The organism is Halomonas salipaludis (genome assembly GCF_002286975.1).
GTDB lineage: Bacteria > Pseudomonadota > Gammaproteobacteria > Pseudomonadales > Halomonadaceae > Franzmannia > Franzmannia salipaludis.
On the sequence record NZ_NSKB01000001.1, the window covers coordinates 443,746 to 463,212 of the forward strand.

Annotated in this window: 20 protein-coding genes; all 20 read left to right on the plus strand. The window is 68.1% G+C overall.

All coding sequences use genetic code 11. The annotated features are described in order from the left end of the window. Window positions 1–2: 2 nt before the first annotated feature. The 20 genes from CK498_RS02320 (at window position 3) to CK498_RS02415 (ending at window position 19,417) form a co-directional block, all read left to right on the plus strand. Window positions 3–716 carry a hypothetical protein gene (locus tag CK498_RS02320; protein WP_095619237.1) on the plus strand — a complete coding sequence of 238 codons (714 nt, stop codon included), beginning with the start codon at window positions 3–5 and terminating at the stop codon, window positions 714–716. Window positions 717–778: 62 nt separating this feature from the next. Further along, the gene (locus CK498_RS02325) at window positions 779–1,537 is read left to right on the plus strand and encodes a hypothetical protein (RefSeq protein ID WP_095619238.1); all 759 of its coding nucleotides are present in this window, start codon (window positions 779–781) and stop codon (window positions 1,535–1,537) included. Next, window positions 1,537–2,295, plus strand: coding sequence for a hypothetical protein (locus CK498_RS02330; protein WP_095619239.1), 759 nt, complete (start codon window positions 1,537–1,539; stop codon window positions 2,293–2,295). The genes CK498_RS02325 and CK498_RS02330 overlap by 1 nt, the downstream gene beginning before the upstream one ends. Next, window positions 2,267–2,509: a hypothetical protein gene (locus CK498_RS02335; RefSeq protein WP_095619240.1), complete on the plus strand. Its 243-nt coding sequence runs from the start codon at window positions 2,267–2,269 to the stop codon at window positions 2,507–2,509. The genes CK498_RS02330 and CK498_RS02335 overlap by 29 nt, the downstream gene beginning before the upstream one ends. Window positions 2,510–2,552: 43 nt before the next feature. Further along, window positions 2,553–2,909, plus strand: a complete 357-nt coding sequence (locus CK498_RS02340; protein ID WP_176475692.1) for a putative holin — start codon at window positions 2,553–2,555, stop codon at window positions 2,907–2,909. A gap of 9 nt (window positions 2,910–2,918) precedes the next feature. Beyond that, entirely contained in the window at window positions 2,919–3,227 is a 309-nt protein-coding gene (locus CK498_RS02345) for a phage holin family protein (RefSeq protein ID WP_095619242.1), read from the plus strand. Then, window positions 3,202–3,906: a peptidoglycan-binding protein gene (locus CK498_RS26835; protein WP_095619243.1), complete on the plus strand. Its 705-nt coding sequence runs from the start codon at window positions 3,202–3,204 to the stop codon at window positions 3,904–3,906. The genes CK498_RS02345 and CK498_RS26835 overlap by 26 nt, the downstream gene beginning before the upstream one ends. Next, complete coding sequence (locus CK498_RS02355; protein WP_095619244.1) at window positions 3,903–4,127, plus strand: DUF7940 domain-containing protein; 225 nt, start codon at window positions 3,903–3,905, stop codon at window positions 4,125–4,127. Before CK498_RS26835 ends, CK498_RS02355 begins: the two co-directional genes overlap by 4 nt. Continuing rightward, window positions 4,124–4,411: a hypothetical protein gene (locus tag CK498_RS02360; RefSeq protein WP_095619245.1), complete on the plus strand. Its 288-nt coding sequence runs from the start codon at window positions 4,124–4,126 to the stop codon at window positions 4,409–4,411. The genes CK498_RS02355 and CK498_RS02360 overlap by 4 nt, the downstream gene beginning before the upstream one ends. 28 nt (window positions 4,412–4,439) lie before the next feature. Then, a complete protein-coding gene (locus CK498_RS02365; protein ID WP_095619246.1) occupies window positions 4,440–4,643 on the plus strand; it encodes a hypothetical protein in 204 nt (67 codons plus the stop codon). Between the two features lie 127 nt (window positions 4,644–4,770). Continuing rightward, on the plus strand, window positions 4,771–5,271 hold the full coding sequence (locus CK498_RS02370; protein ID WP_095619247.1) for a hypothetical protein: 501 nt from the start codon (window positions 4,771–4,773) through the stop codon (window positions 5,269–5,271). Continuing rightward, complete coding sequence (locus CK498_RS02375) at window positions 5,271–5,648, plus strand: hypothetical protein (RefSeq protein ID WP_095619248.1); 378 nt, start codon at window positions 5,271–5,273, stop codon at window positions 5,646–5,648. The genes CK498_RS02370 and CK498_RS02375 overlap by 1 nt, the downstream gene beginning before the upstream one ends. Window positions 5,649–5,654: 6 nt before the next feature. After that, a complete protein-coding gene (locus CK498_RS02380; protein WP_095619249.1) occupies window positions 5,655–6,554 on the plus strand; it encodes a hypothetical protein in 900 nt (299 codons plus the stop codon). After that, window positions 6,551–7,015, plus strand: coding sequence for a hypothetical protein (locus CK498_RS02385; RefSeq protein WP_095619250.1), 465 nt, complete (start codon window positions 6,551–6,553; stop codon window positions 7,013–7,015). Before CK498_RS02380 ends, CK498_RS02385 begins: the two co-directional genes overlap by 4 nt. Window positions 7,016–7,028: 13 nt before the next feature. Further along, window positions 7,029–7,511 carry a defense against restriction DarA-related protein gene (locus tag CK498_RS02390; protein ID WP_095619251.1) on the plus strand — a complete coding sequence of 161 codons (483 nt, stop codon included), beginning with the start codon at window positions 7,029–7,031 and terminating at the stop codon, window positions 7,509–7,511. Then, complete coding sequence (locus CK498_RS02395; RefSeq protein ID WP_095619252.1) at window positions 7,511–8,017, plus strand: hypothetical protein; 507 nt, start codon at window positions 7,511–7,513, stop codon at window positions 8,015–8,017. Before CK498_RS02390 ends, CK498_RS02395 begins: the two co-directional genes overlap by 1 nt. Next, window positions 7,992–8,282, plus strand: a complete 291-nt coding sequence (locus CK498_RS02400; protein ID WP_095619253.1) for a PAAR domain-containing protein — start codon at window positions 7,992–7,994, stop codon at window positions 8,280–8,282. Before CK498_RS02395 ends, CK498_RS02400 begins: the two co-directional genes overlap by 26 nt. 116 nt (window positions 8,283–8,398) lie before the next feature. Next, entirely contained in the window at window positions 8,399–12,547 is a 4,149-nt protein-coding gene (locus tag CK498_RS02405) for a defense against restriction DarA-related protein (RefSeq protein WP_141246898.1), read from the plus strand. A gap of 14 nt (window positions 12,548–12,561) precedes the next feature. Beyond that, a complete protein-coding gene (locus CK498_RS02410; RefSeq protein ID WP_095619255.1) occupies window positions 12,562–18,996 on the plus strand; it encodes an SNF2-related protein in 6,435 nt (2,144 codons plus the stop codon). A gap of 1 nt (window position 18,997) precedes the next feature. After that, window positions 18,998–19,417, plus strand: coding sequence for a hypothetical protein (locus tag CK498_RS02415; RefSeq protein ID WP_095619256.1), 420 nt, complete (start codon window positions 18,998–19,000; stop codon window positions 19,415–19,417). Window positions 19,418–19,467: the final 50 nt, after the last annotated feature.

Genomic DNA, 19,467 nt, shown 5'->3' on the forward strand with positions numbered 1-19,467 from the left:
CCATGTCTGATCTGCAAAACATGCTGCGTGGCGTGATGTACCCGCGCCACAAGCAGCCCGACCCCAAGCCCGCCGCCGAGGAGTCTCGGCGGTACCTGCTGCTCGACGATGCCGGCGAACCGATGCTCGACAGTGCCGGCGAGCACGAGCACATGAGCCTGCGCATGGACGCCGTGGCCGTCATCCAGCAGTGGATCGAGGAAGACGACCTCGACGACGGCGAGAGCAGCGCCGACCGCCTGCTGGCAATGATGGTCGGCATCGCCGACGGCAACCAGGACGGCGAGCTCGACGAGGACGAGCACGAGGTCGTCGACGTCGCCCGTGAGGCGGCCTGGGACTACCTGTCGGCCCTGGGTATCGAAGACGAGGATATCGGCCTGCTGCTCGACGACTGGGACGACGAGGCCGCCGAGCGGATCCGCGACGCCGTGGCGGCCGCGCTGCCCGACGGCGACGACGAGGCCGATACCGCCATCGACAACTTCACCTTCGACGACGCCGACCAGGAGGCGGTCTTCGACGCCACCTACCGCAAGCGCACCGTCGTTCGCGGGGGCAAGAAGAAGCGCGTCAACAAGCGCGTGTCCGGCAAGGTGCGGCTGTCCGGCAAGCAGAAGCTGGCCATTCGCAAGGCGCGTAACAAGGCACACAGTCCGCGCGCCAAGGCGCGTCGCCTGAAGTCGATGCGCGTGCGCCGCAAGATGGGGATGTAACCCTTTTCGAGGGGTGTTGCTTGGCGGCCGGTGGCCGCCTTTTTTTCTGACGGGAGTCTGACATGGTGCTGCCATTTGATGGGCTGGGGCCGCTGTGGGACGGCATCAATCCCCACCTGATCGCCACCATCTACGAGGTCGACCACGTCGGCGAGCAGCTGGACGATAGCCCGTTGGTGCGCTGCCTGTTCGTCGACGACGCCAACCTCGAGGCCACGCTCAACTGGCAATCGCCGTTCGACGGTGCCGGTCCCGAGGCCAGGGCGCCGACACTGGCCGCCATGTTGCAGAGCGGCGCCATCCAGCCCATCGCCGAGCGACTGGGCGACGACGTCGGCGGCGCCACCCGAGAGGTGAGCGAGACCGCGCGCGGGCGCACGGGCATCACCAAGCTCAACAGCACGCAGGTGTTCAGCGGCATGCCGCCCGTCCGCCTTCAGGCGACGATCATGCTGCGTGCCTGGCGGGACCCGGGCGCCGAGGTCGAGGCGCCGCTCGACCAGCTGATGCGCTGGGTGCTGCCTCAGTTCCTGGCCCCGGAGGGCACGCTGCTGACCGCGGCGCTCGACTGGTACCAGCGCGGCGAGCGCGACGTCAACGGCTTCATCGAGGCCGCCATGCCGTCGGCGGCGCCGTCGCTGCTGGCCGTGCGCTACAAGGGCCGCACCTACGCCCCGATGGTGGTCGAGAACATCGGCGTGCCGCTCAACTCCCCATCTGACCGCTTTGGTCGCTTCGTCCAGATCCAGATACCGGTGACGTTCAGCACGCTGACCGCGCTGGACCGCCACGACTGGGACGCCATGAAAGGAGTGCCGTGATGATTCACTTCCCGACCCTGCGCACCCGACGCCTGACGGTGCGCCTCAAAGAGCTGGCGATGATCGACGCCATCGCCCTGGCGGCCATTCCGCCACACCTCAACGAAGAAGCGACGACCGTCTTCCTGCGCGCGGCCGTCGACGATGCCCAAGGCGTTTCCGATCCCGACCAGTGGACGGTGCAGGAGCGCACGATGGCTGTCTGCCACTACATGGCGTCGACCCTGGACGATGGCCCCGACTTCAGCCTGGCCGGTGGCAAGGCGCGTTTCTCCGACTACCTGACGGGCGAGCGTGACTACGGCGCCGACAGCGTAGACGTCGGCGAGATCGAGGGCGACCACTGGACGGCACGCCACCTGACCGGCGCCCTGGCCGGTGCCGTCGAGCGCTTGACCGGCGAACTGCCGGGCGTCGACGGCCTGGCGCACTGGCGAATCGGCCGCATGGCGGCGCAGCTCGTGCCCAATGGCAACGCGGTACCGGCCGAGGGTGATATCGACGCCGCTCTGCTGGAGCGCATGCGTGTCATCACTCGCTACCCCGAGAGTGTGTTCGCCCGCCTGTCGGCCGGCTTCGACGCCGCCTGCCAGGAGCTGGACCACCTGTTTCTGATCGATGCCGACGAGCACGGCCTGATGGCCCTGCCAAGGGAGGATAGCGCGGCTGGCAAGCCGCCGGCGCGATTTCCAGTTGGCGCCTGCCTCACAGACCTCGCGCGACAGTTGGGTGGAAAACCAGCGGCTGCTCGCCCATAGCCTGGCCCTATATTCGGCGACATCACTTCCCGACGCGCTGCGCATGACCGGCAGCGAGGCCGAGGCCTTCTTCGAGGGCAAGGCCTACGCCGATTGGCGCAAGGGGAAGGAGCAGGAACTGAAGCTGCAGGCTGCCGTCAGCGACCGCTTGAACGGTGTGATCAGGGCCTGCGGCGCAATCGTAAAGACGGTGGCATCACTGGGGCGTCGTTGACGGGCGTCGTGAGGTGTCCGGCCATGCGCGACAGGAGGGCGATGTGGCAGAACCAACTACCAGCGCAGCGGCGGCAACGGCGACGGCGACCGGTATCGGCCTGGCGGCCCTGCTGCCCTGGATCGACGCCAATGCCCTGATGGGGGCGGCGCTCGGCGCCGGCCTCGTGGCCTACAGCAAGTCCGACCTGCGAGCCTGGCAGCGCCTGGGCGCGCTGCTGTTCTCCGCCCTGTGCGGCTATCTCATGACACCCGAGATCGTGGCGCAAACCCCGGTGACCCACGACGGAGCGGGCGGGTTCATCGGCGCCATCGTCGTCGTCCCGCTGTCGCTGAAGCTCATCCAGCACGTCGAGAGGTTCGACCTGGCGACGTGGCTCGACCGCCGGAAAGGCAAGTGAGGCTCGGCAATGGCTGATACCGGGGTACTTCAAAGCATCGCGCCGGCACTGGCGGCCTTCAGCTACTTCATCGCCGCCATGCGCCTGGCCACCTTCCGCCGCGGCGCGCGCCGCTACAAGCCGTGCGTGTCGCTACTGGCCAGCGTGCTGATTGGCACCCTGCTGTGCGCCGGCCTCGAAGTCGTGTTTCTCAAGCCTGAGGTGAGCCTGTTCCAGACCGTGCTCGCCGCCCTGTTTTGTGTCCTGACGCTGCGTGCTCGGGGCAATGTCGCCAGCCTGATGAGGATGTCCTATGACGGCACTTCTGAGACGAGGTAGCCGCGGCGAGGCCGTGCGCGCCCTGCAACAAGAGCTCAACCGCCAAGCCGGCGCTGGACTGGTCGATGACGGCGTGTTCGGTCCCGTCACCGAGCGGGCGGTCAAGGCCTTCCAGCGCAGCCGGGGGCTGACGCCTGACGGGCTGGTCGGCCCCGCTACCCGCGGGGCGCTGGGCACTGCCCCGAAACGGCCGGCCCCCGGGCAGGGCGAGGCCAATCTGTGCGCCTTCCTGGACATGATCGCCTTCGCCGAGGGTACGGACCGTTACGGCGAGCAGGACGGCTATGACGTGCTGGTCGGCGGCGAGCTGTTTACCGACTTCAGCGACCACCCCAACAAGCGGGTCTGGCTGCCGGCCTATGGCATCCATTCCACGGCGGCCGGCCGGTACCAGATCCTGCACCGTTACTGGAAGCACTACCAGGCGCAGCTCGGCCTGCCCGACTTCGGCCCGGCATCACAGGACCTCTACGCGGTTCAGCAGATCCGGGAGCGGCGCGCCTATGACGACGTGCTGGCCGGGCGTATCAGCGACGCCATCCGCAAGTGCGCCAACATCTGGGCGTCCTTCCCGGGCGCGGGCTACGGCCAGCGCGAAGTCGCCGAACGCGAGCTGATCGCCTTCTACCGCCGGAAGGGTGGGCGGCTCGAGCACGAGACAGGGGAGATGACGGCATGAGGTTGACCGACGACGCCCGCAACTGGCACCGCCTGTGGTCGGTGCGGCTGGGCATTCTTGCCGCCGTGTTCGGCGGTGTCGAGGCCTCGCTGCCACTCTGGGAGGTCGCCTTGCCGCAGGGGGTGTTCGCCGTCCTGGCAGCCGTCTCCGGTACCGGCGTGGGCATCGTGCGCGTGATCAAGCAGAACCTGCCGCCTCACGGCGACGAGGCGGACCAATGAGCCGGCTCCGGCAAATAGTGGTCGCCGCCCTGGGGCTGTTGGCTACCGCGCTGTCGATCGCGCTCGCCGTCGTCGCCAGGCAGCGCGACAACGCCCGTCAGCGAGCCGATGACGAGGGCCGGCGGGCCGATACCGCCGAGGAGCGTATCGAACAGCGGCACAAGGCCGACACGGCCAGCGCCAAAGGCAAGGAAGAGGGGGAGCGTGATGTCGAGAAAGCCCGTGCTGACGCGCGTAGCGGTCGCCGCGACCATTTTGCTGATGGCTGGATGCGCGACGACTAGGACCGTCTTCGTTCAGGAGCCGTTGCCTGTGCCCGAGCGGCCGGCGCTGCCCGTCGTGACGGCCGCTGAGTTCGCCTGTCATCCCGAGGTGGATGCCGTGCTGCGTGAGCTCGAGCTGCCGCCCTATGACGGCTGTCTGGCGGCAGGTGCCTATGAGGCGCTGGCCACGCGTGACGCCATGCTGCAAGCCCATATCCGGCGCCTGGAGGCGGTACTGCGCACGACCCACTGAGCCAGGGCGCCGAGACCGAGCGGAAAACCCGGGGGCTGCGCGCTCCCGGGCAGCGATAGTCTGGGCGCTCAAGGCCATGGAACGCCATGGCTCGTGCTGACTTGATCCCAACCATCGAGGCTACGCCATGACCGTATCCAACGCCAACTACCTCAAGGGCTTCTACGACCAGACCAAGGCCATGGGGCAGAAGGTGGTCAACTCCGACTTCACCTTCGAGATCGAGGGCTTCGAGCAGAACTACCTGCTGGCCCGCCAGTGCCCGTGGCCCGTCGTCGCGCCGCAAGGCGAGATCGAGGTGCCGTCACCGCTGGGCGCCGCCCTGTGGGAGCCGCAACAGATCCGCGTCAACCACCAGGGGCAGGTGACCCTGATGGAAGTGACGGCCGGCAGCATCGATCAGATGCTCGTCGACATCATCACCAACGGCGGCACGTTCAACGCCAAGATCTACGAGGGCACGCCCGAGCGCTACCTGCGCTACAAGCGCATCACCGACGCCTTCATCCAGATCGACGACCCGGATCGCGACTGGGAGAACCGCAGCCAGATCCTGGCCTTCAGCGGCACCATGTTCTTCCACTACTTTGGCGAGATCGTGGAAGGCAACAGCACGGATTACCGCTGATGGCAAAGCTGGCCGACCTGGTGACCCGCTTCGTCGAGCTCGAGCGCGGGGCTGCCAACATCCTTCCCCCGGAATCCGTCACGGCGCAAGCCGTGGCGGCGGTGTCGTTCTATGCCGGCTTCGCGGCGCTGACCCACCTGGCAGAGGGCGCCGACATCGACGAGAACGTCGACATCACGGTGTCGGAGTGGGCCGAGATACGCCCGCTGTTCATCCTCTACGTCGAGCGTGAGAACGCGCTGCAAATGGAGGCGACCGGCATCCTGAGCGCTGGCGGCGGCTTTGGTCGCTCGAGCTCCGAGGTCGGCAGCGAGATCACGCAGCTCGAGGCCGACCTGCCGCGGCGCGTCTTCTTCCATCCCGTCGTCACGGTGTAGACCGCCATGGAGCTGTACTTCGGCGAGAACGGCGACCAGCGCATTCGCGGCGACTTCATTCGTCGCGCGGTGCTGCGTTCCGACCTGGTGCCGATACCGCTCACCCTGGAGGCCGAGATCCGCGCCGGCACGGAGACCGCCGAGCACTTCGAGGTCGGGCGCTCGATCACCACCTATGACGGCGACGAGCTGGAGATCATCAAGTCCGAGTTCATCCAGCAGGCGCGCATGCAGGCCGACGACCTGGCGGGCTACGTGCGCCTCATCGCCATCCTGAAACCGGTGGTCGAGGTCGCGTTCGTCAAGCCGCGGGCCGTCATCAAGCGCGGCGCCACGCTGACCGAGGTCTACCGCGCGTGCGGGGCCACGCTGCGCGGCATCGAGGGCGACTTCGCGGTACCGCGCTTCGCCTGCCTGGCGGGAGAGGCGCATACCTACCACATTGCCCGGGCTCTACAGGAGGCGGGCGGTGTCGTGCGTTGGCGGCATGGTCGCCTGGCCTTCATTCCACTGCCGGCGCTGTTCGATCAGGAGCCGGTCGACACCATCGTCAACACCGCCTCGGATGACGTCGAATCCGGCTTCCTGGAGCGGCACGACATTCCGTGGTTCTACAGCGTGGATGCCGACGGCCAGTTCGTCTACGGCAACCGCGGCAAGCCGCGCGCGGCCCGTTTTCAGCCCGGGGTCAACGAGGTCACGCTGCGCCACATGACGGGCTGTCTGGTGCTGACCAAGAACACGCGCCTCAAGTACACGCAGAAGATCGCGGCCGGCGACCTGATCGAGGTCGTGGGCGGCGAGCCGCTGGTGGCAATGACGGTGGCCACCCTGTTCGCGCCCGGCGCGGACGGCGACGCCCCCGAACAGTTCACCCGCGTTTGGCTGGGGAGATTGGAACCATGAGCGGAAGCGGCCTGCTGGCCGGCAAGTGGCCGGCCGTGGTCGACAGCTACGAGGCCGACACGCGCACGTGCGTGGTCAGCATCCCGGGCATCACCGACGGCGCCGAGACCGGCCTGGTGGCGGAGATCGAGTACCCGGTCGGCGACAAGTCGCGCCACGAGACCATGACCGAAATCGAGATCCTGCCCGGCGACCTGGTGTGGGTGGAGTTCATTCAGGGCGACCCGCGCTTTCCGCTGATCACCGGTTGGCGCAACCCGACGACCGGCAACTCCGCCGGCTGGCGGCGCTGGCACCATGCCAACATGCAGCTGCTGACCGACAGCGAGATGCGCCTGCACTCCGGCGGACTGGTGCACGTCAGCGCCGGAGACAGCATCACCCTGCAGGTCGGCGGCTCGACCATCACGCTGACGCCGGACGACATCACCCAGCTGTCCAGCATGATCAACCTCAACTGACAAGGAGCCCGCCATGGCTGCCAATCTTCTGTTTTCCTTCGACGACCTGAGCCGCAAGGACAAGGCGGTGCGCGACGTCGAGAAGTACTTCCGGCGTGCCGGCGCCAACCCGGTGAGCGTCGACGTCGATTCGCGGGTCAAGCGCACCAGCGGCGTCAGCTACCGCGAGATCGGGCTGACGTTCAGCGACAGCCAGGTGGTCAAGCTGCGCGTGAAGCGGCCGGGCGACATCTTTCAGGTGCTGCTCAACCGCAAGGTGGTGCCGATGGCCAACCAGGACGATCACGTCAAGGCCATCGGCGAGATCGTGCAGGCCATGGACCGCGGGCGGACCGCCTTCCAGAAGCGCCTGTCCCGGGCCAGGGTCGAGCTGCCCAAGCGCATGAAGACCGCGGCGCCGCGGATGGAGAAGCGCCTGGAAGCCAAGCGCGACGCCCTGCGTGAAGCCGTCGACGACGCTCGCCAGCAGCTGGCCGAGCTGCGCCCCGTGTCCTGATGGCGGCAACCGAAACCTGGACGCCGCCGCCCGACCTGCTGTTCAGCCTGCCGGAGACCGCCGGCCCGGTGGCGTTCACGATCAGCGTGGAGGTCGAGGGCGTCGACCCCGTGACCGGCGAGCCGGCTGTCGTCGAGGTCGTCGGCTACCGGGGCTCGATCACGCCAGAGCAGGCGCTGCTGGCCATCGAGGGCGATGCCGACGGCCTGACCGTTTCGGCCGACAGCCTGGCCGGGCTGTTCCCGATCGAGCACATCGACTATCGCCAGGACGGGCAGGTGGTGCGCGTGCCGTCCTGGGAGCAGTTGCCGGCCGAGGCTGAGGAGCTGATCGAGTACCGCCCCAGCCGAGCGCAGACGCGCGCCTACCGACTCGATGTCGTCGCCGACCTGGCCGACGGCAGCGAGGCCTACATGTCGTACCTGATCGAAGTGCATCAGGACTGGAGTGCCGGCCGTGACCGGCTGAGGAGCGAGATCGATGCCCGCCGTAACTCGACAGGGTGATGGCTGCACCGGCCACGGTGCGTTTCCGCCGCGCAACAGCACCGAGGGCAGCCCCAACGTGATGATCAACGGCCAGCCCGCCCACCGCCAGGGCGATGCTTGGGAGTCGCACTGCAATCCGGACGGCGTCTGTCACGACGGCGTGCTGTCCGCAGGCTCGGGCAGCGTCAACGTCAACGGCCGCCCGCTGGGGCGTATCGGCGACCCCGTGGATTGCGGCTCGGCAGTGGCGGCCGGATCGCCCGACGTCATGGCCGGCGGCTGACCACCAGGCTGCACGGCCAGGAAAAGCCGAGGCCGGCAGCCTGTCTCTCTCCCATAGCATGGCCCCATCTGCGCGCCCGTCGCGGCGCCCCGATCCACCCATTACAGGGGCCTACTATGTCTTCACCACCTGTTCTCTGGAACGACAGCGCGATGCCGGTCGGCATGACGCTGGCTCAGCTGCTGTACCGCATTCGCCGTGCCGATGCCGACGACGGCCTGGTGTTCGACAGCGTGACGCTCGACGACATCCTGGAAGATGCCGACGAGGTCTATGCGCTGGACGCCCTGGTGGCCACGCAGTCCACGCTGGGGCGCAAGGTGCGCGGCTTGGAGCGCGTGATGAACACGGCGACCGGCGAGCTCGACGTCGTGGCCTCGCAGGTCTCCAACCCGTTCCGGCGTCAGGGCGTGATCAACGTCGCCGCCGTCTTCGAGCTCAGCGACGGCCAGACGGTCACCATCATGTTCCACAACCCGGACGCGGGCAGCGCCAAGGCGCTGAAGCCGACCGATGACCTGATCAGCTGGAAGTGGCTGCTCAACAAGAAGGACATCACCATCGTCGTCGCTCCCGAGCGCGGTACCGACCTGCCGATTCGCCAGGTGGCGCGCCGCATCATGAAGCTGGCGGCCAAGAACTCCGACGCCTTCGCGCGCATGAACAAGCGACGCGCCGAGCGCCTCGAGCATATCGAGGGACTCAAGCTCGAGATCGGCGACCTGGAGACCGAGCTCGACCAGCTGACGAAAGAGATCGAGATCGCTCGCATCGAGGCCGAGGACGCCGCCCTGAATGCGCCGCCGGCACCGCCGACGCCCGCCGACGGGCTGCGCATGCTCGACGAGATTCGCCCCTTCCTGTCGCGCAGCCAGTACCGGGCCATGGCCACCGCCATTCGCAACGGCGAGGAGGCCGACGCCTACATCGACCGCGCGCAGGTGCTGGCCCGGGTCATCGACGGCATGGCCACCAGCTACGAGCAGGACGGCAAGGGCATGGATGCCACCGCCTACCTGCACTACTTCCGCGATGCCGGCGACTGGTACATCACCGAGAAGGATGCCAAGGGCGACGGTACCGAGCAGGCCTACGGCTACTCCGACAGCGGGCTTGGCTACATCAGCATCGACGAGCTGACCGATGCCGGCGTCGAGCTCGACTTGCACTTCGAGCCCAAGAGGGTGAGTCAGGCCGTCGGCGAGCAGCAGCCCCGGCAGGCCGCTGACGATGAGCCGCAGGCCGAGGAAGAGCCGGCGAGCCTGCCAGCCGAGCCTACCGGCAAGGAGACGCCCACCGGCGTCAACGCCGACGGCGAGCTCGAGCCCGAGGGTGCCGAGAACGTGGTCAAGACCGCCAAGGGCAGCGAGGTACAGACCGGCTTCACAGTGGTCGAAGCCGACGAGCTGATTGCCTCGCACGATATCAGCGGCAACCCCAACCCCGACTTTCCCGCCGAGCTCCAGCCGCGCGACCGCGGCCGCGATGCGTCCATTGCCTGGGTGCAGAAGACGGCCCGGCAATTGGATCCGGACAGCCTGGGGCGCACCCGCCGGGCCGATACCGGGGCGCCCATCGTCGGCCCCGATCGCGTCGTGGAGTCCGGCAACGGGCGCACGATGGCCATTCAGGAGGCGTACCGCGCCGGCACCGCTGAGGAGTACCGCCAGTGGCTGATCGAGGAGGCGCATCACTACAACCTGGACGCCGGCCGCGTGCGCGCCATGCGCAAGCCCGTGCTCGTTCGCGTGCGCACGTCACAGCTCGACCGCCGGGAGTTCGCCGTCGAGGCCAATCAGGACGACAAGCTGAGCATGACCGGCACCGAGAAGGCGCGGGCCGATGCCGACCGGCTGGATGACGGCTTGATCGCCAAGCTCGCCGACGACGGCAACCTGCTGTCGGCCGCCAATCGGGAGTTCATCAACGGCTTCCTGCAGTCGCTGGGCGACACCGAGGCCGCCCAGTACATGACCGGCGACGGCAACCCCACGGGCGCGCTGATCGCCCGCGTGCAGGCCGCCATCTTCGCCAAGGCCTACAACGACGACCGTCTGCTGGAGATGACGGCCGACGCCAGCAAGCCCGAGGTCGCCAACGTCATCAACGCCCTCAACGTGGCGGCGCCGGAGTTCATTCGCGCGCAGGCCGCCGACCAGGCCGGTACCGATGCGCTGACCAATCAGCTAGTGGACAGCGTCGAGGCCTCGCTCAACGAGCAGGCGGTACAGGCCATCATCGACGCCACCAACCTGGTACGCCGCGCCAAGGCCGAGGGGGCCAGCGTGGAGGAGGTCGTCAACCAACTGGGCCTGTTCGGCGACATTCCGCCGGCCACGGCCGCCATGGCGCTGTTCATCAGCCAGAACAACCGCAGCACCAAGCGGCTGGGCCTGGCCTTCCGGGCCATGGCCGAGTTCGTGCGCAAAGAGGCCGAGCGCGGCCAGACCGTGGACATGTTTGGCGAAGGCCAGCAGGCCAGCCTCGAGGAGATCATCGCCGCCGCCAACCGGGAGTTGGAGAAGGAGTACGGCGAGGGCAGCTACGCCATCGAGTCGCTGGACCTGTTCAGCGCGCCGGCAGCCGATCCTGAGCCCGAGCCCGAGCCCGAGCCCGAGCCCGAGCCCGCCCCGACCGAGGAGCCTGGTGAGGCAGTGCCGTCGGCACAAGGCGGTATTCGTCTGTATCACGGCACCGCCAAGGGGAATGCGTTCAGCCGATTCGACGCGAGCCGCGCAGGTAGCGGCGTCGGCAAGAACCGCGCCGACCAGGGCGACCAGATATACCTGACGGCGAGCCGCCAGGCGGCAGAGTGGTTTGCCGAGAAAGCCGAGATAGCGAGGCAGCTCGAGAATGGCGGAAATCCCGGCGCCAACGAGGACAACTCGGGCACGGTGCTTGCCTTCACGCTCGATGCCAGCGCCCAAGTGCTGCGCAAGCTCAGCATGCCGCGGGGGGATCAGTCGCAGGAAGTGATCCAGCAAGCCCGTGACGCAGGATTTGATGCCATCGCCTTTCCCGATCAGGGGTTCGGGACCGTCGAGGGCGACCCAAGAGTGGGCGAGATGTATTCCGACGGCGCCCCGCCGACTACCTACATCATTCTCAATGAAGCCAAGCTGACCGCCGATGGAGCGGTCGGCGAGGCGCCTAGCGAAAACGACATCGAGCAGGCGCGCCAGGCCACCGATATCGAGCCGACCGAGGAGGAGAAGGAGGGCGGCGACTACGCCAAGGGTGAGGTCGACATGCACGGCCTGACGCTCGCCATCGAGAACCCCAAGGGAACGGTGCGCTCCGGCACCACGCAGGAAGGCGAGGAGTGGTCGATCTCGCTGCCCCATGACTACGGCTACATCAAGGGCACCAAGGGTGCCGACGGCGACGAGGTCGACGTCTTTATTGGTCCCGATCTGGACAGCGAGCGCGTCTTCGTCGTCAACCAGGTGGGCAAGGACGGCGAGTTGGACGAGCACAAGGTCATGCTGGGCTTCGCCACCCGCGAGGCCGCCGAGCAGGGCTACCTGGCCAGCTATCGAGCCGGCTGGGATGGGCTGGGCAGCATGCAGGAGATGAGCGTCGACGGGCTCAAGGCCTGGCTGCCGAGCGCGGCAGCCGGCGAGCCGGCCAGCGGCACCGAGGAAGAGCCGGAGCAGGACCCAGCGCCCGCAGCGCAGGCAGACGTCGACCCTCTCGAGGCCGGCCGAGCCGTCGTCGAGCGCGACGAGTTCAAGGCGCTGACCCGCGACTTCACCCGCTCCCTGGCCACGATCAAGGGCATCGATGCCGGCACCATGCCCGGCATGGAGCGCTCGCTGTTCGTCAACTCCATCGCCGGCAAGGTCAAGACGCGGGCCAAGCGCGACCCGCTGCTGGGCGCCGTGCTGCTGGCCTGGTTGGCCGAGCAGCAGAAGGACTGGGACAAGCCGGCCATCACGTCCCGCAATGCCGTTTGGCAGGCGGCCGAAGACTGGGAGCGGTACCGCCCACTGTTCGACCGTGACGCCGCGCCCAGCGCCCCAGAAGCGCCCACCGACCCGCCCGCGCCCGCCGACAACGAGGAGGACCCGATGCGCCGTCAAGACCGGCAGTTCCTGCAATCCGTCATCGACGGCACGGTACCCGACATCCTGTCTCCCGAGCTGGCCGACCAGATCCTCGCCATCATGGAGCGCCAGGCCGGTGACGAGGAGATGGAGGCCATGATCGAGCAAGCCGGCAATGCCTACGAGCGCGCCATGCTGGCCGCCACCGACACCCTGTAAGGAGACACTGAGGAATGAAGCGGATTTTTGACGACGCATCGGCCGGTGGCGGCGCGCAGGCGATGATGACCCGGCTCAAGCTGGTGTCGGAGCTGGGTAGGGTGCGCAAGGAGCTGATCACTCTCCCGCAGGGCATCGGCGCCATGGCTGACCGGCTGCGCCTGGTGAAGCGGGCCAACGAGGTTCGCGCCGAGCTGAAGGCGGCCACCCTGGCCGCCGACCCGGCAAAGGCGATGCAGGCCGAGCGCGAGCCGCCGGAGCCGGTAGGCGAGCCGCGCCGCCAGACCGCCGGCCTGTACAGCCACGACGAGAAGCGCACCCGGGGGCAGCGTCAGAAGGCCAACGATGCCGCTGTCGAGCTGCTCGCCAGGGTGCAGTCCGGCGAGTTGCCCCGGGACGAGATCACCGACGAGCATCGCGCCGTGCTGGCCGGCTACTCCGGCAACGGCGGGGCGCTGGTCGGCGCCGATGGCAAGAAGGGGTCGGCCTACGAGTACTACACCCCGCCACCAGTGGCAGAGGGCATCTGGCGCGCCCTGGCGGAGATGGGTTTTGCCGGTGGCAAGATTCTCGACCCGGCCGGCGGTACCGGCATCTTCGGCGCCTCGGCGCCACGCAATGCTGCCGTGGACGCCGTGGAGATCGACGAGACGTCCGGTGCCGTCAATGAGCTGGTCAATGGCGGTCCCGGCTATCACGTGTCGGTGGCGCCCTTCGAGCAGGTGGCGGCCGCCACGCCCGACGAGGCCTATGACGCGGTGGTCACCAACGTGCCGTTCGGTACCGTCGCCGACCGGGGCGGCAACCAGAACCTGGACCCCAAGTACCAGAAGGAGACGCTGGAGGCCTACTTCATCCTGCGCTCACTCGACAAGCTGAAGTCCGGCGGGCTGGCCGCTTTCGTCGTGCCGCCGCGCTGCGTCTCCGGGCGCGGTGGCGCCGAGGTCAAGCTACGCCAGCGGGCCAGCCTGAAGGCCGAATTCCTAGGCGCCTATCGGCTGCCCAACAGCGTGTTCGGCGCCGCCGACGCGGACACGATCACCGACGTCATCTTCTTCCGCAAGTACGGCCGCGATGCCGCGGAGAAGATCGAGGAGCTGCACGAGCAGGCGCCCGAAACCCTGGCCGAGGCCAAGGTCATGTGGAGCGAGTTCGTCGAGGGGCGCTACTTCAAGGGTGAGGGCAAGCGCTTCGTGCTCGGCGAGTTCGTGCCCAAGGATCCCGAGAAGTTCCGCGACGTCGACCGCGTGAAGAATCCGGCCAGCATTCCCGAGGTCGCCAGGCTGATCCGCCGGCTGCCTGGTAGTCGCGTGGACTGGGCGCTGCTGGAAGCGGCCGAGACGCAGCCCATCGTCTACCGTGAGGGCGATACCCTCACTCAGGCCGGGCAGACCCTGCAGATGCAGGACGGCGAGTGGGTGCCGCTGGCGTCCGCTGACAGCGATATGCGAGGCGTCGAGCTGCTGGGGCGGTTCAAGGACGCCTACACCGCCTTCGATGCCGGCATGGGCTACGTCGATGCCGTCACGCTGCGCCAGTACATGCGCGATACCTCGCAGTCGCTGGACATGCCCGCCTGGCTGGCGTCGGCGCTGGCCGCGCTGGACAAGCTGGCCGACGACGAGGCGCGGGCGCGTGCCTGGGCGCCCGGCCTGGTGGGACTGGCCGTGTCGCAGGTGCTGGACGAGAACGGCCGCGGCAGCGGTACCGACTTCCTGACCGGCTACGCCAAGCTGTCGGCCGCCATGCGCGAACAGGCGGCCGCCGCCCGGCGCGTCAAGGGCGTGGACGGCGAGCTGCGCCGCGGGCTCGGCGAGCTGGTCACCCACTACCAGCGCAAGGCCGGATTCAGCGCGCTGTGGCGTGGCGACGTTCAGCAGGCGCCGACCATGCAGGTCAGCGCCGCCCACGGCTTCGAGGGCCTTCTGTACGAGAACCAATCGAGCTGGACCACCCTGGAGCAGGCGCGCAGCGTGCTGGGCGACGACTTCAGCCCGTTCGACAGCGACGACTGGTGCGTGTCCGCCGACGGCAGCCAGGTGTGCCGGGCCGACGACTACTTCGTGGGCAGCTACGCCGACTTCGTCAAGCGGATCGACGCCGAGATGGCGGCCGCGCCTGGCGAGCAGCTGCGCGCCAAGCTCATGCGACAGAAGGCGGTGGCCGCCGAGCGCATCGACCGCGTCGACGTGTCGCGCATCAGCTTCAACCTGTTCAGCCCCTACGTCACCCTGGAAGAGAAGGCCGAGTTCCTGCGCCGCTTCGTCCACCCCAGCGCCGTGGTGGCCATCGATGAGGCCAGCGGCGAGCCGCGCATCGAGTTCGATATTCCCGGCAGCAAGCTGACCGACCGAGAGAAGCTGATTCGGCGAATCGGCGCCTACCTGCGCAACGGCACCATCACCCTGGGCGGTACCAAGCTGGACATGGGCGATGCGGCAGGCATCCGCGAGCTGCGCGCCATGGTCAACAAGGCCAACGAGCAGTTCAACGGCTGGGCGCGAGGGAATGCGGTCGTCGTGTCGCGCCTGGAGGGGCAGGCCAACGACCCGGCCAGGCTGCGTTTCCGTCAGCCCGAGGACGAGAGCCCGCTGGCCATTCCGGGCATGAATCCCGAGCTCGAGCTGCACGGCTATCAGAACGCCTACGTGCGCTCCCGGGCCCGCGATTTCTCCGGCATCAACGGCTTCGACGTCGGGCTCGGCAAGACCTTCACCGCCCTGGCGGTCGCCCAGTACGTGCAGGCCATCGGCGCCAAGCAGAAGACCCTGTTCGTGGTGCCCAACTCGGTGCTCTCCAACTGGCACAAGGAGGCCGTCAAGGCCTACGCGAGCATCGACGACTGCCTGTTCGTAGGCCTGCGCGACGGCGAGGTGTCGTCTGCCGCCTACGACGAAGATCTCAACCGGGTGCTGGAGAACCGCCACCGCAAGATCTTCATGACCATGGAGGCCTTCGAGCGCATCCGCCTGCGTGATGACACGATCACCGGCTACGAGTCCTACATGCGGTCCGCCGACCAGTCCTTCGCCGAGAGCGAGGATCGCAAGGCCGACGAGCGCGCCAAGGGCAAGGCGGCCACCATCGTCGACGTGCTGGGCAAGAAAGAGGGCGCCGCCCCCTTCCTGGAAGACATGGGCGTTGACTCGCTGGTCGTCGACGAAGCCCACGTGTTCAAGAACTCGGCGACCACCGTGGACTTCAAGGGCGGCAAGTACCTGTCGCTGTCACCGGCATCCAAGCGCGGCCTCGACGCGCAGGCCAAGGCCTGGGCGATTCGTGGTGGCGACGGCGCCCGCGGCGATGGCGTCATGCTGCTGAGCGCGACGCCCATCACCAACAGCCCGCTGGAAATCTACTCCATGATGGCCCTGGCCGTGGGTCATGACCGGGTCAACGACCTGTTCGTCGGCACCTCGGGCGCCGACGGCTTCATGAACGCCGTGTGCCAGATCGAGAACGAGGATGATGAATCGATCGACGGCGAGAGCCGCGCCATCAACGTCTTCAAGGGTCTCAACAACGTCGACATGCTGCGCGGCGCGCTGCGCCAGGTGGCCACGATCAAGAGCGCCGATGACGTCGGCAGCCAGATCAAGGTGCCGGACGCGCCGGAGCGCGCCACGCCCATCCAGTTGCCGGAGTCGACCGTCGTGCAGCTGGAGGAGTACAAGCAGGCCTATCGCTATGCCGCCGACGCCATGTCGGAGCGTGGCGAGAACCGCGGCGACCCGGCCGCCTTCGAGCGCATCGCCGGCAAGTTCGGCGAGCCGATGGAGCTCGTCGGCCATCCGTTCAACCTGATCAACAAGATGACGATGCTCATCGCCGACCCCGATCTCGACGCCCGGGTGTCGCGCTACCTGATCAACGAGGGCGAGGAAGAGCAGGCGCGGGCACTGGTGGAGCAGTGGAACGCCAAGCCGCCGACCGAGCAGCGCACGCGCCCGGGGCCGAATGCCAGCGCCGACGAGGCGGTCAGCGTGAAGACCATCCGCGACGCCAACCGTGAGGTGGTCGGCCGCCAGTACAAGATTCCGGTCAAGGCCTGGATCGAGGGCGGCGCCATCGTGCTCGACACCGTGAGCGCTGACACGCAGGAGCGTTTCGAGACCATGGCCGGCAAGGCGGGCGTCGAGCTCGACGTCTCGGTACCGCCCAAGCTGGCGGCCCTGCTCGAGAACTTCCAGACCGAGGCGGCAACGCCCCGCGGCGTGGATGCCGACGGCAACCGCACGCCCCATGCCAAGCAGATCATCTTTTGCGACCTGCTGGGCATGCACAACAAGATCCGCCGGCTGCTTGTGCGCCGGGCCGGCGTGCCGGAGGCGGCCATCGCCGTCGTCACCGGGCAGCGCAACAACAGCCCGGAGGAGATCATGGCGGTGCAGGACGGCTTCAACGCCCCGGGCGAGGCCAACAAGTACCGCGTGATCATCGCCAACGAGAAGGCGGAGGTCGGCATCAACCTGCAGAAGGGCACGCAGGCCATCCATCACCTGACCATTGGCTGGACGCCGGACAGCCTGACCCAGCGCAACGGCCGCGGCGTGCGCCAGGGCAACAAGACCGAGCAGGTCACGGTCTACCACTACGACGCCGACGGCACCTTCGACACCGCCAAGCGTTCCCTGGTCAACAGCAAGGCCGACTGGATCGGCGCCATGATGAAGCCCGACGGCGGCGACAGCCTGGCCATCAGCGGCGGCATGAGTCGCGAGCAGATGGAGGCGCTGATCGACGTCGTCGGCGACGCTGACGCGGTGACGCGCATTCAGGAGGCGATGGCCGCCAAGGAGGCCGAGCGCCGGGCGACCACCAATCGCGAGCGTCAGCGCATCAACCTGGACACCATCGACAAGCAGAACCGCTTCCTCGAGGAGAATGCGTCGGCGGCCGACTGGGTGGCGCGCAAGGTGGGGCAGCTGATGTCCGCCATGGCTCAGACCGAGAAGGTGCGCAAGCGGCTGTCACGCGCCAAGTCGGAGTCGTCGCGGGCCAAGAACGAGAGCCTGCTGGCCGAAATGGAAGTCAGGGAGCGTGGCTTGCAGCGCCAGATCGAGGAGGCGGCGACCTTCCATCGGGCGAGCTACAACTATCAGACCCGCCAAGCCGAGCGGCTGGACGACGACCCGCTGAGCGTCCGCGAGGTGGTGACCACCTTCCTGGATCGCGCCAAGCGCGGCGAGAACCGCGCGTCCGACCTGGTGGCGGCGCTGCGCAGCGGGCGCCTGGGTTACGGCGCGGTCGACATCGCCGTCAACGAGGAGGCGGAGCTGGTCAACGAGTGGGAGTCCGAGGTCGACATGGCGCGCCAGATGCGCCGCCAGGCGGTGGAGAGCTATCAACGCCAGGCCAAGGAGGCCGGCGGCCTGCCGGCCGGCGTCGCCGAGGCCTTCGCTGCCGACAAGGGCGTGATGGTGGCCGACCGGCCGGTGATTGCCGAGTGCTTCATCACCGTCGATGACGACCTGTTCGCGGTCAGCCCCGAGTCCCTGGCGCAGTTTCGCCCCAGTGCGGTCGGCTACGTCGACGGCCGAGAGCAGCGGGCTACGCTGGCCGCCCTGGTGCCGCTGGGCGACGTTGCCTACCCTGGCAGCCGTGAGCACGATGCCTGCCTGGTGCGCGCGGCCGCGATGGAGGATGCCGCCGAGCGCGATGGCCAGACGCTGCGCCTCTACACCGATGCCTGCCCCGAGGTGGCCACGCGCCGCGAGACCACGGTCATGGCGCGCTATTCGGCCCGCGACTACTCGCTGCCGGCGCCGCACTTCCCGATTCCGCTGGATCCGGAGCGCGTCACCCCGGACTCCCCGGCGCTGGCTCGCATCGTCGACGAGCAGCGTCAGCTGATCGAGCGCTGGGAAGGCATGAGCTTCGTGGTGGCCGGCGATGTCGAGGTCGCGCGCGGCCAGCCCGGCCTGGTAGAAGCCCTGCGCGACTATGCCATCGCCCACGGACTGAAAGTCACGCTGGCCGACTTCGGCCCCGGGCAGATGTTCCGCCTCAAGCAGGTGGTGCGCGAGCACTTCGACGACGCGGCGTTCGAGGCGGCCCTGGTCGGCGAAACCGGTGAGGAGATCGGGCGCAGCGTCGAGCGCTATGTGACGAGTGCGGTGCCGTGGTTCGACTTCGAGGGCGAGGCACAGTCATACTTGCCGCCACACCTGCAGCACCGGGCAACGATGGCGGTCGCCGACAGGGCGCCGGCCGAGGAGCCGGGCGAGCCGGTGCCGGCCGTCAGCGACGACGGCGACCCTGACGAGATGGTGCTGGTCGAGGGCGAGACCCGCGCGTGGAAGGACCGCATCAAGGAGTACGGTACCCGTCACGGCAGCTATCGGCGCTGGATGCGCAAGGAGACGGCATGGCGCGTTCGCCGCCGGGCCTGGAACGCACTGCTCGCCGACTTCCCGCGGGCGGCGGAAGAACTCAACCTGAGGGCCTGACATGGCATTCACTGAACACCTGTTCGACAAGGACGACATCAAGGCGCTGGCCCGGCAACGGGCCGCCGCCCTCAAGGAGAATCGCGGCTTCTCCGACTTCCCCGGGTTCGCGCTCGGCGTGATCGAGCGCCGCCTGGCCAAGGACCCGCTTCGGTACCGGGACTACGGGCCGTACTGGTGGGCGGTCAAGGCGCTGATGATCGACAGCGGACGGGAGCTGGGCGAACGCGACGACCCGATGGTGCGCGCCGCCTACCAGGGCGACAGTCGCGAGGAGACCATCGTCATGGCCGACGAATTCCGCACCCTGTACCTGGCCACACAGGCCGTGGGTACCAACCAGTTCCTGCTCGACGGCGAGTCCGGCGACCTCTACACCCTCGAAGACGAGGACATGGAATCCCGCCTGCCCGGCACCTAAGCCGGAAAACCCCGCGCTGACCCACCCCCGGCATGGCCCACCATCGGGCC

What these genes read in the sequence shown, in the direction of transcription:
- CK498_RS02380 (WP_095619249.1), top strand. Translation starts at nt 5,655, where the DNA reads ATGGAGCTGTACTTCGGCGAGAACGGCGACCAGCGCATTCGCGGCGAC.
- CK498_RS02330 (WP_095619239.1), top strand. Translation starts at nt 1,537, where the DNA reads ATGATTCACTTCCCGACCCTGCGCACCCGACGCCTGACGGTGCGCCTC.
- CK498_RS02400 (WP_095619253.1), top strand. Translation starts at nt 7,992, where the DNA reads ATGCCCGCCGTAACTCGACAGGGTGATGGCTGCACCGGCCACGGTGCG.
- CK498_RS02415 (WP_095619256.1), top strand. Translation starts at nt 18,998, where the DNA reads ATGGCATTCACTGAACACCTGTTCGACAAGGACGACATCAAGGCGCTG.
- CK498_RS02345 (WP_095619242.1), top strand. Translation starts at nt 2,919, where the DNA reads ATGGCTGATACCGGGGTACTTCAAAGCATCGCGCCGGCACTGGCGGCC.
- CK498_RS02375 (WP_095619248.1), top strand. Translation starts at nt 5,271, where the DNA reads ATGGCAAAGCTGGCCGACCTGGTGACCCGCTTCGTCGAGCTCGAGCGC.
- CK498_RS02410 (WP_095619255.1), top strand. Translation starts at nt 12,562, where the DNA reads ATGAAGCGGATTTTTGACGACGCATCGGCCGGTGGCGGCGCGCAGGCG.
- CK498_RS02320 (WP_095619237.1), top strand. Translation starts at nt 3, where the DNA reads ATGTCTGATCTGCAAAACATGCTGCGTGGCGTGATGTACCCGCGCCAC.
- CK498_RS02395 (WP_095619252.1), top strand. Translation starts at nt 7,511, where the DNA reads ATGGCGGCAACCGAAACCTGGACGCCGCCGCCCGACCTGCTGTTCAGC.
- CK498_RS02390 (WP_095619251.1), top strand. Translation starts at nt 7,029, where the DNA reads ATGGCTGCCAATCTTCTGTTTTCCTTCGACGACCTGAGCCGCAAGGAC.
- CK498_RS02405 (WP_141246898.1), top strand. Translation starts at nt 8,399, where the DNA reads ATGTCTTCACCACCTGTTCTCTGGAACGACAGCGCGATGCCGGTCGGC.
- CK498_RS02355 (WP_095619244.1), top strand. Translation starts at nt 3,903, where the DNA reads ATGAGGTTGACCGACGACGCCCGCAACTGGCACCGCCTGTGGTCGGTG.
- CK498_RS02360 (WP_095619245.1), top strand. Translation starts at nt 4,124, where the DNA reads ATGAGCCGGCTCCGGCAAATAGTGGTCGCCGCCCTGGGGCTGTTGGCT.
- CK498_RS26835 (WP_095619243.1), top strand. Translation starts at nt 3,202, where the DNA reads ATGACGGCACTTCTGAGACGAGGTAGCCGCGGCGAGGCCGTGCGCGCC.
- CK498_RS02385 (WP_095619250.1), top strand. Translation starts at nt 6,551, where the DNA reads ATGAGCGGAAGCGGCCTGCTGGCCGGCAAGTGGCCGGCCGTGGTCGAC.
- CK498_RS02325 (WP_095619238.1), top strand. Translation starts at nt 779, where the DNA reads ATGGTGCTGCCATTTGATGGGCTGGGGCCGCTGTGGGACGGCATCAAT.
- CK498_RS02370 (WP_095619247.1), top strand. Translation starts at nt 4,771, where the DNA reads ATGACCGTATCCAACGCCAACTACCTCAAGGGCTTCTACGACCAGACC.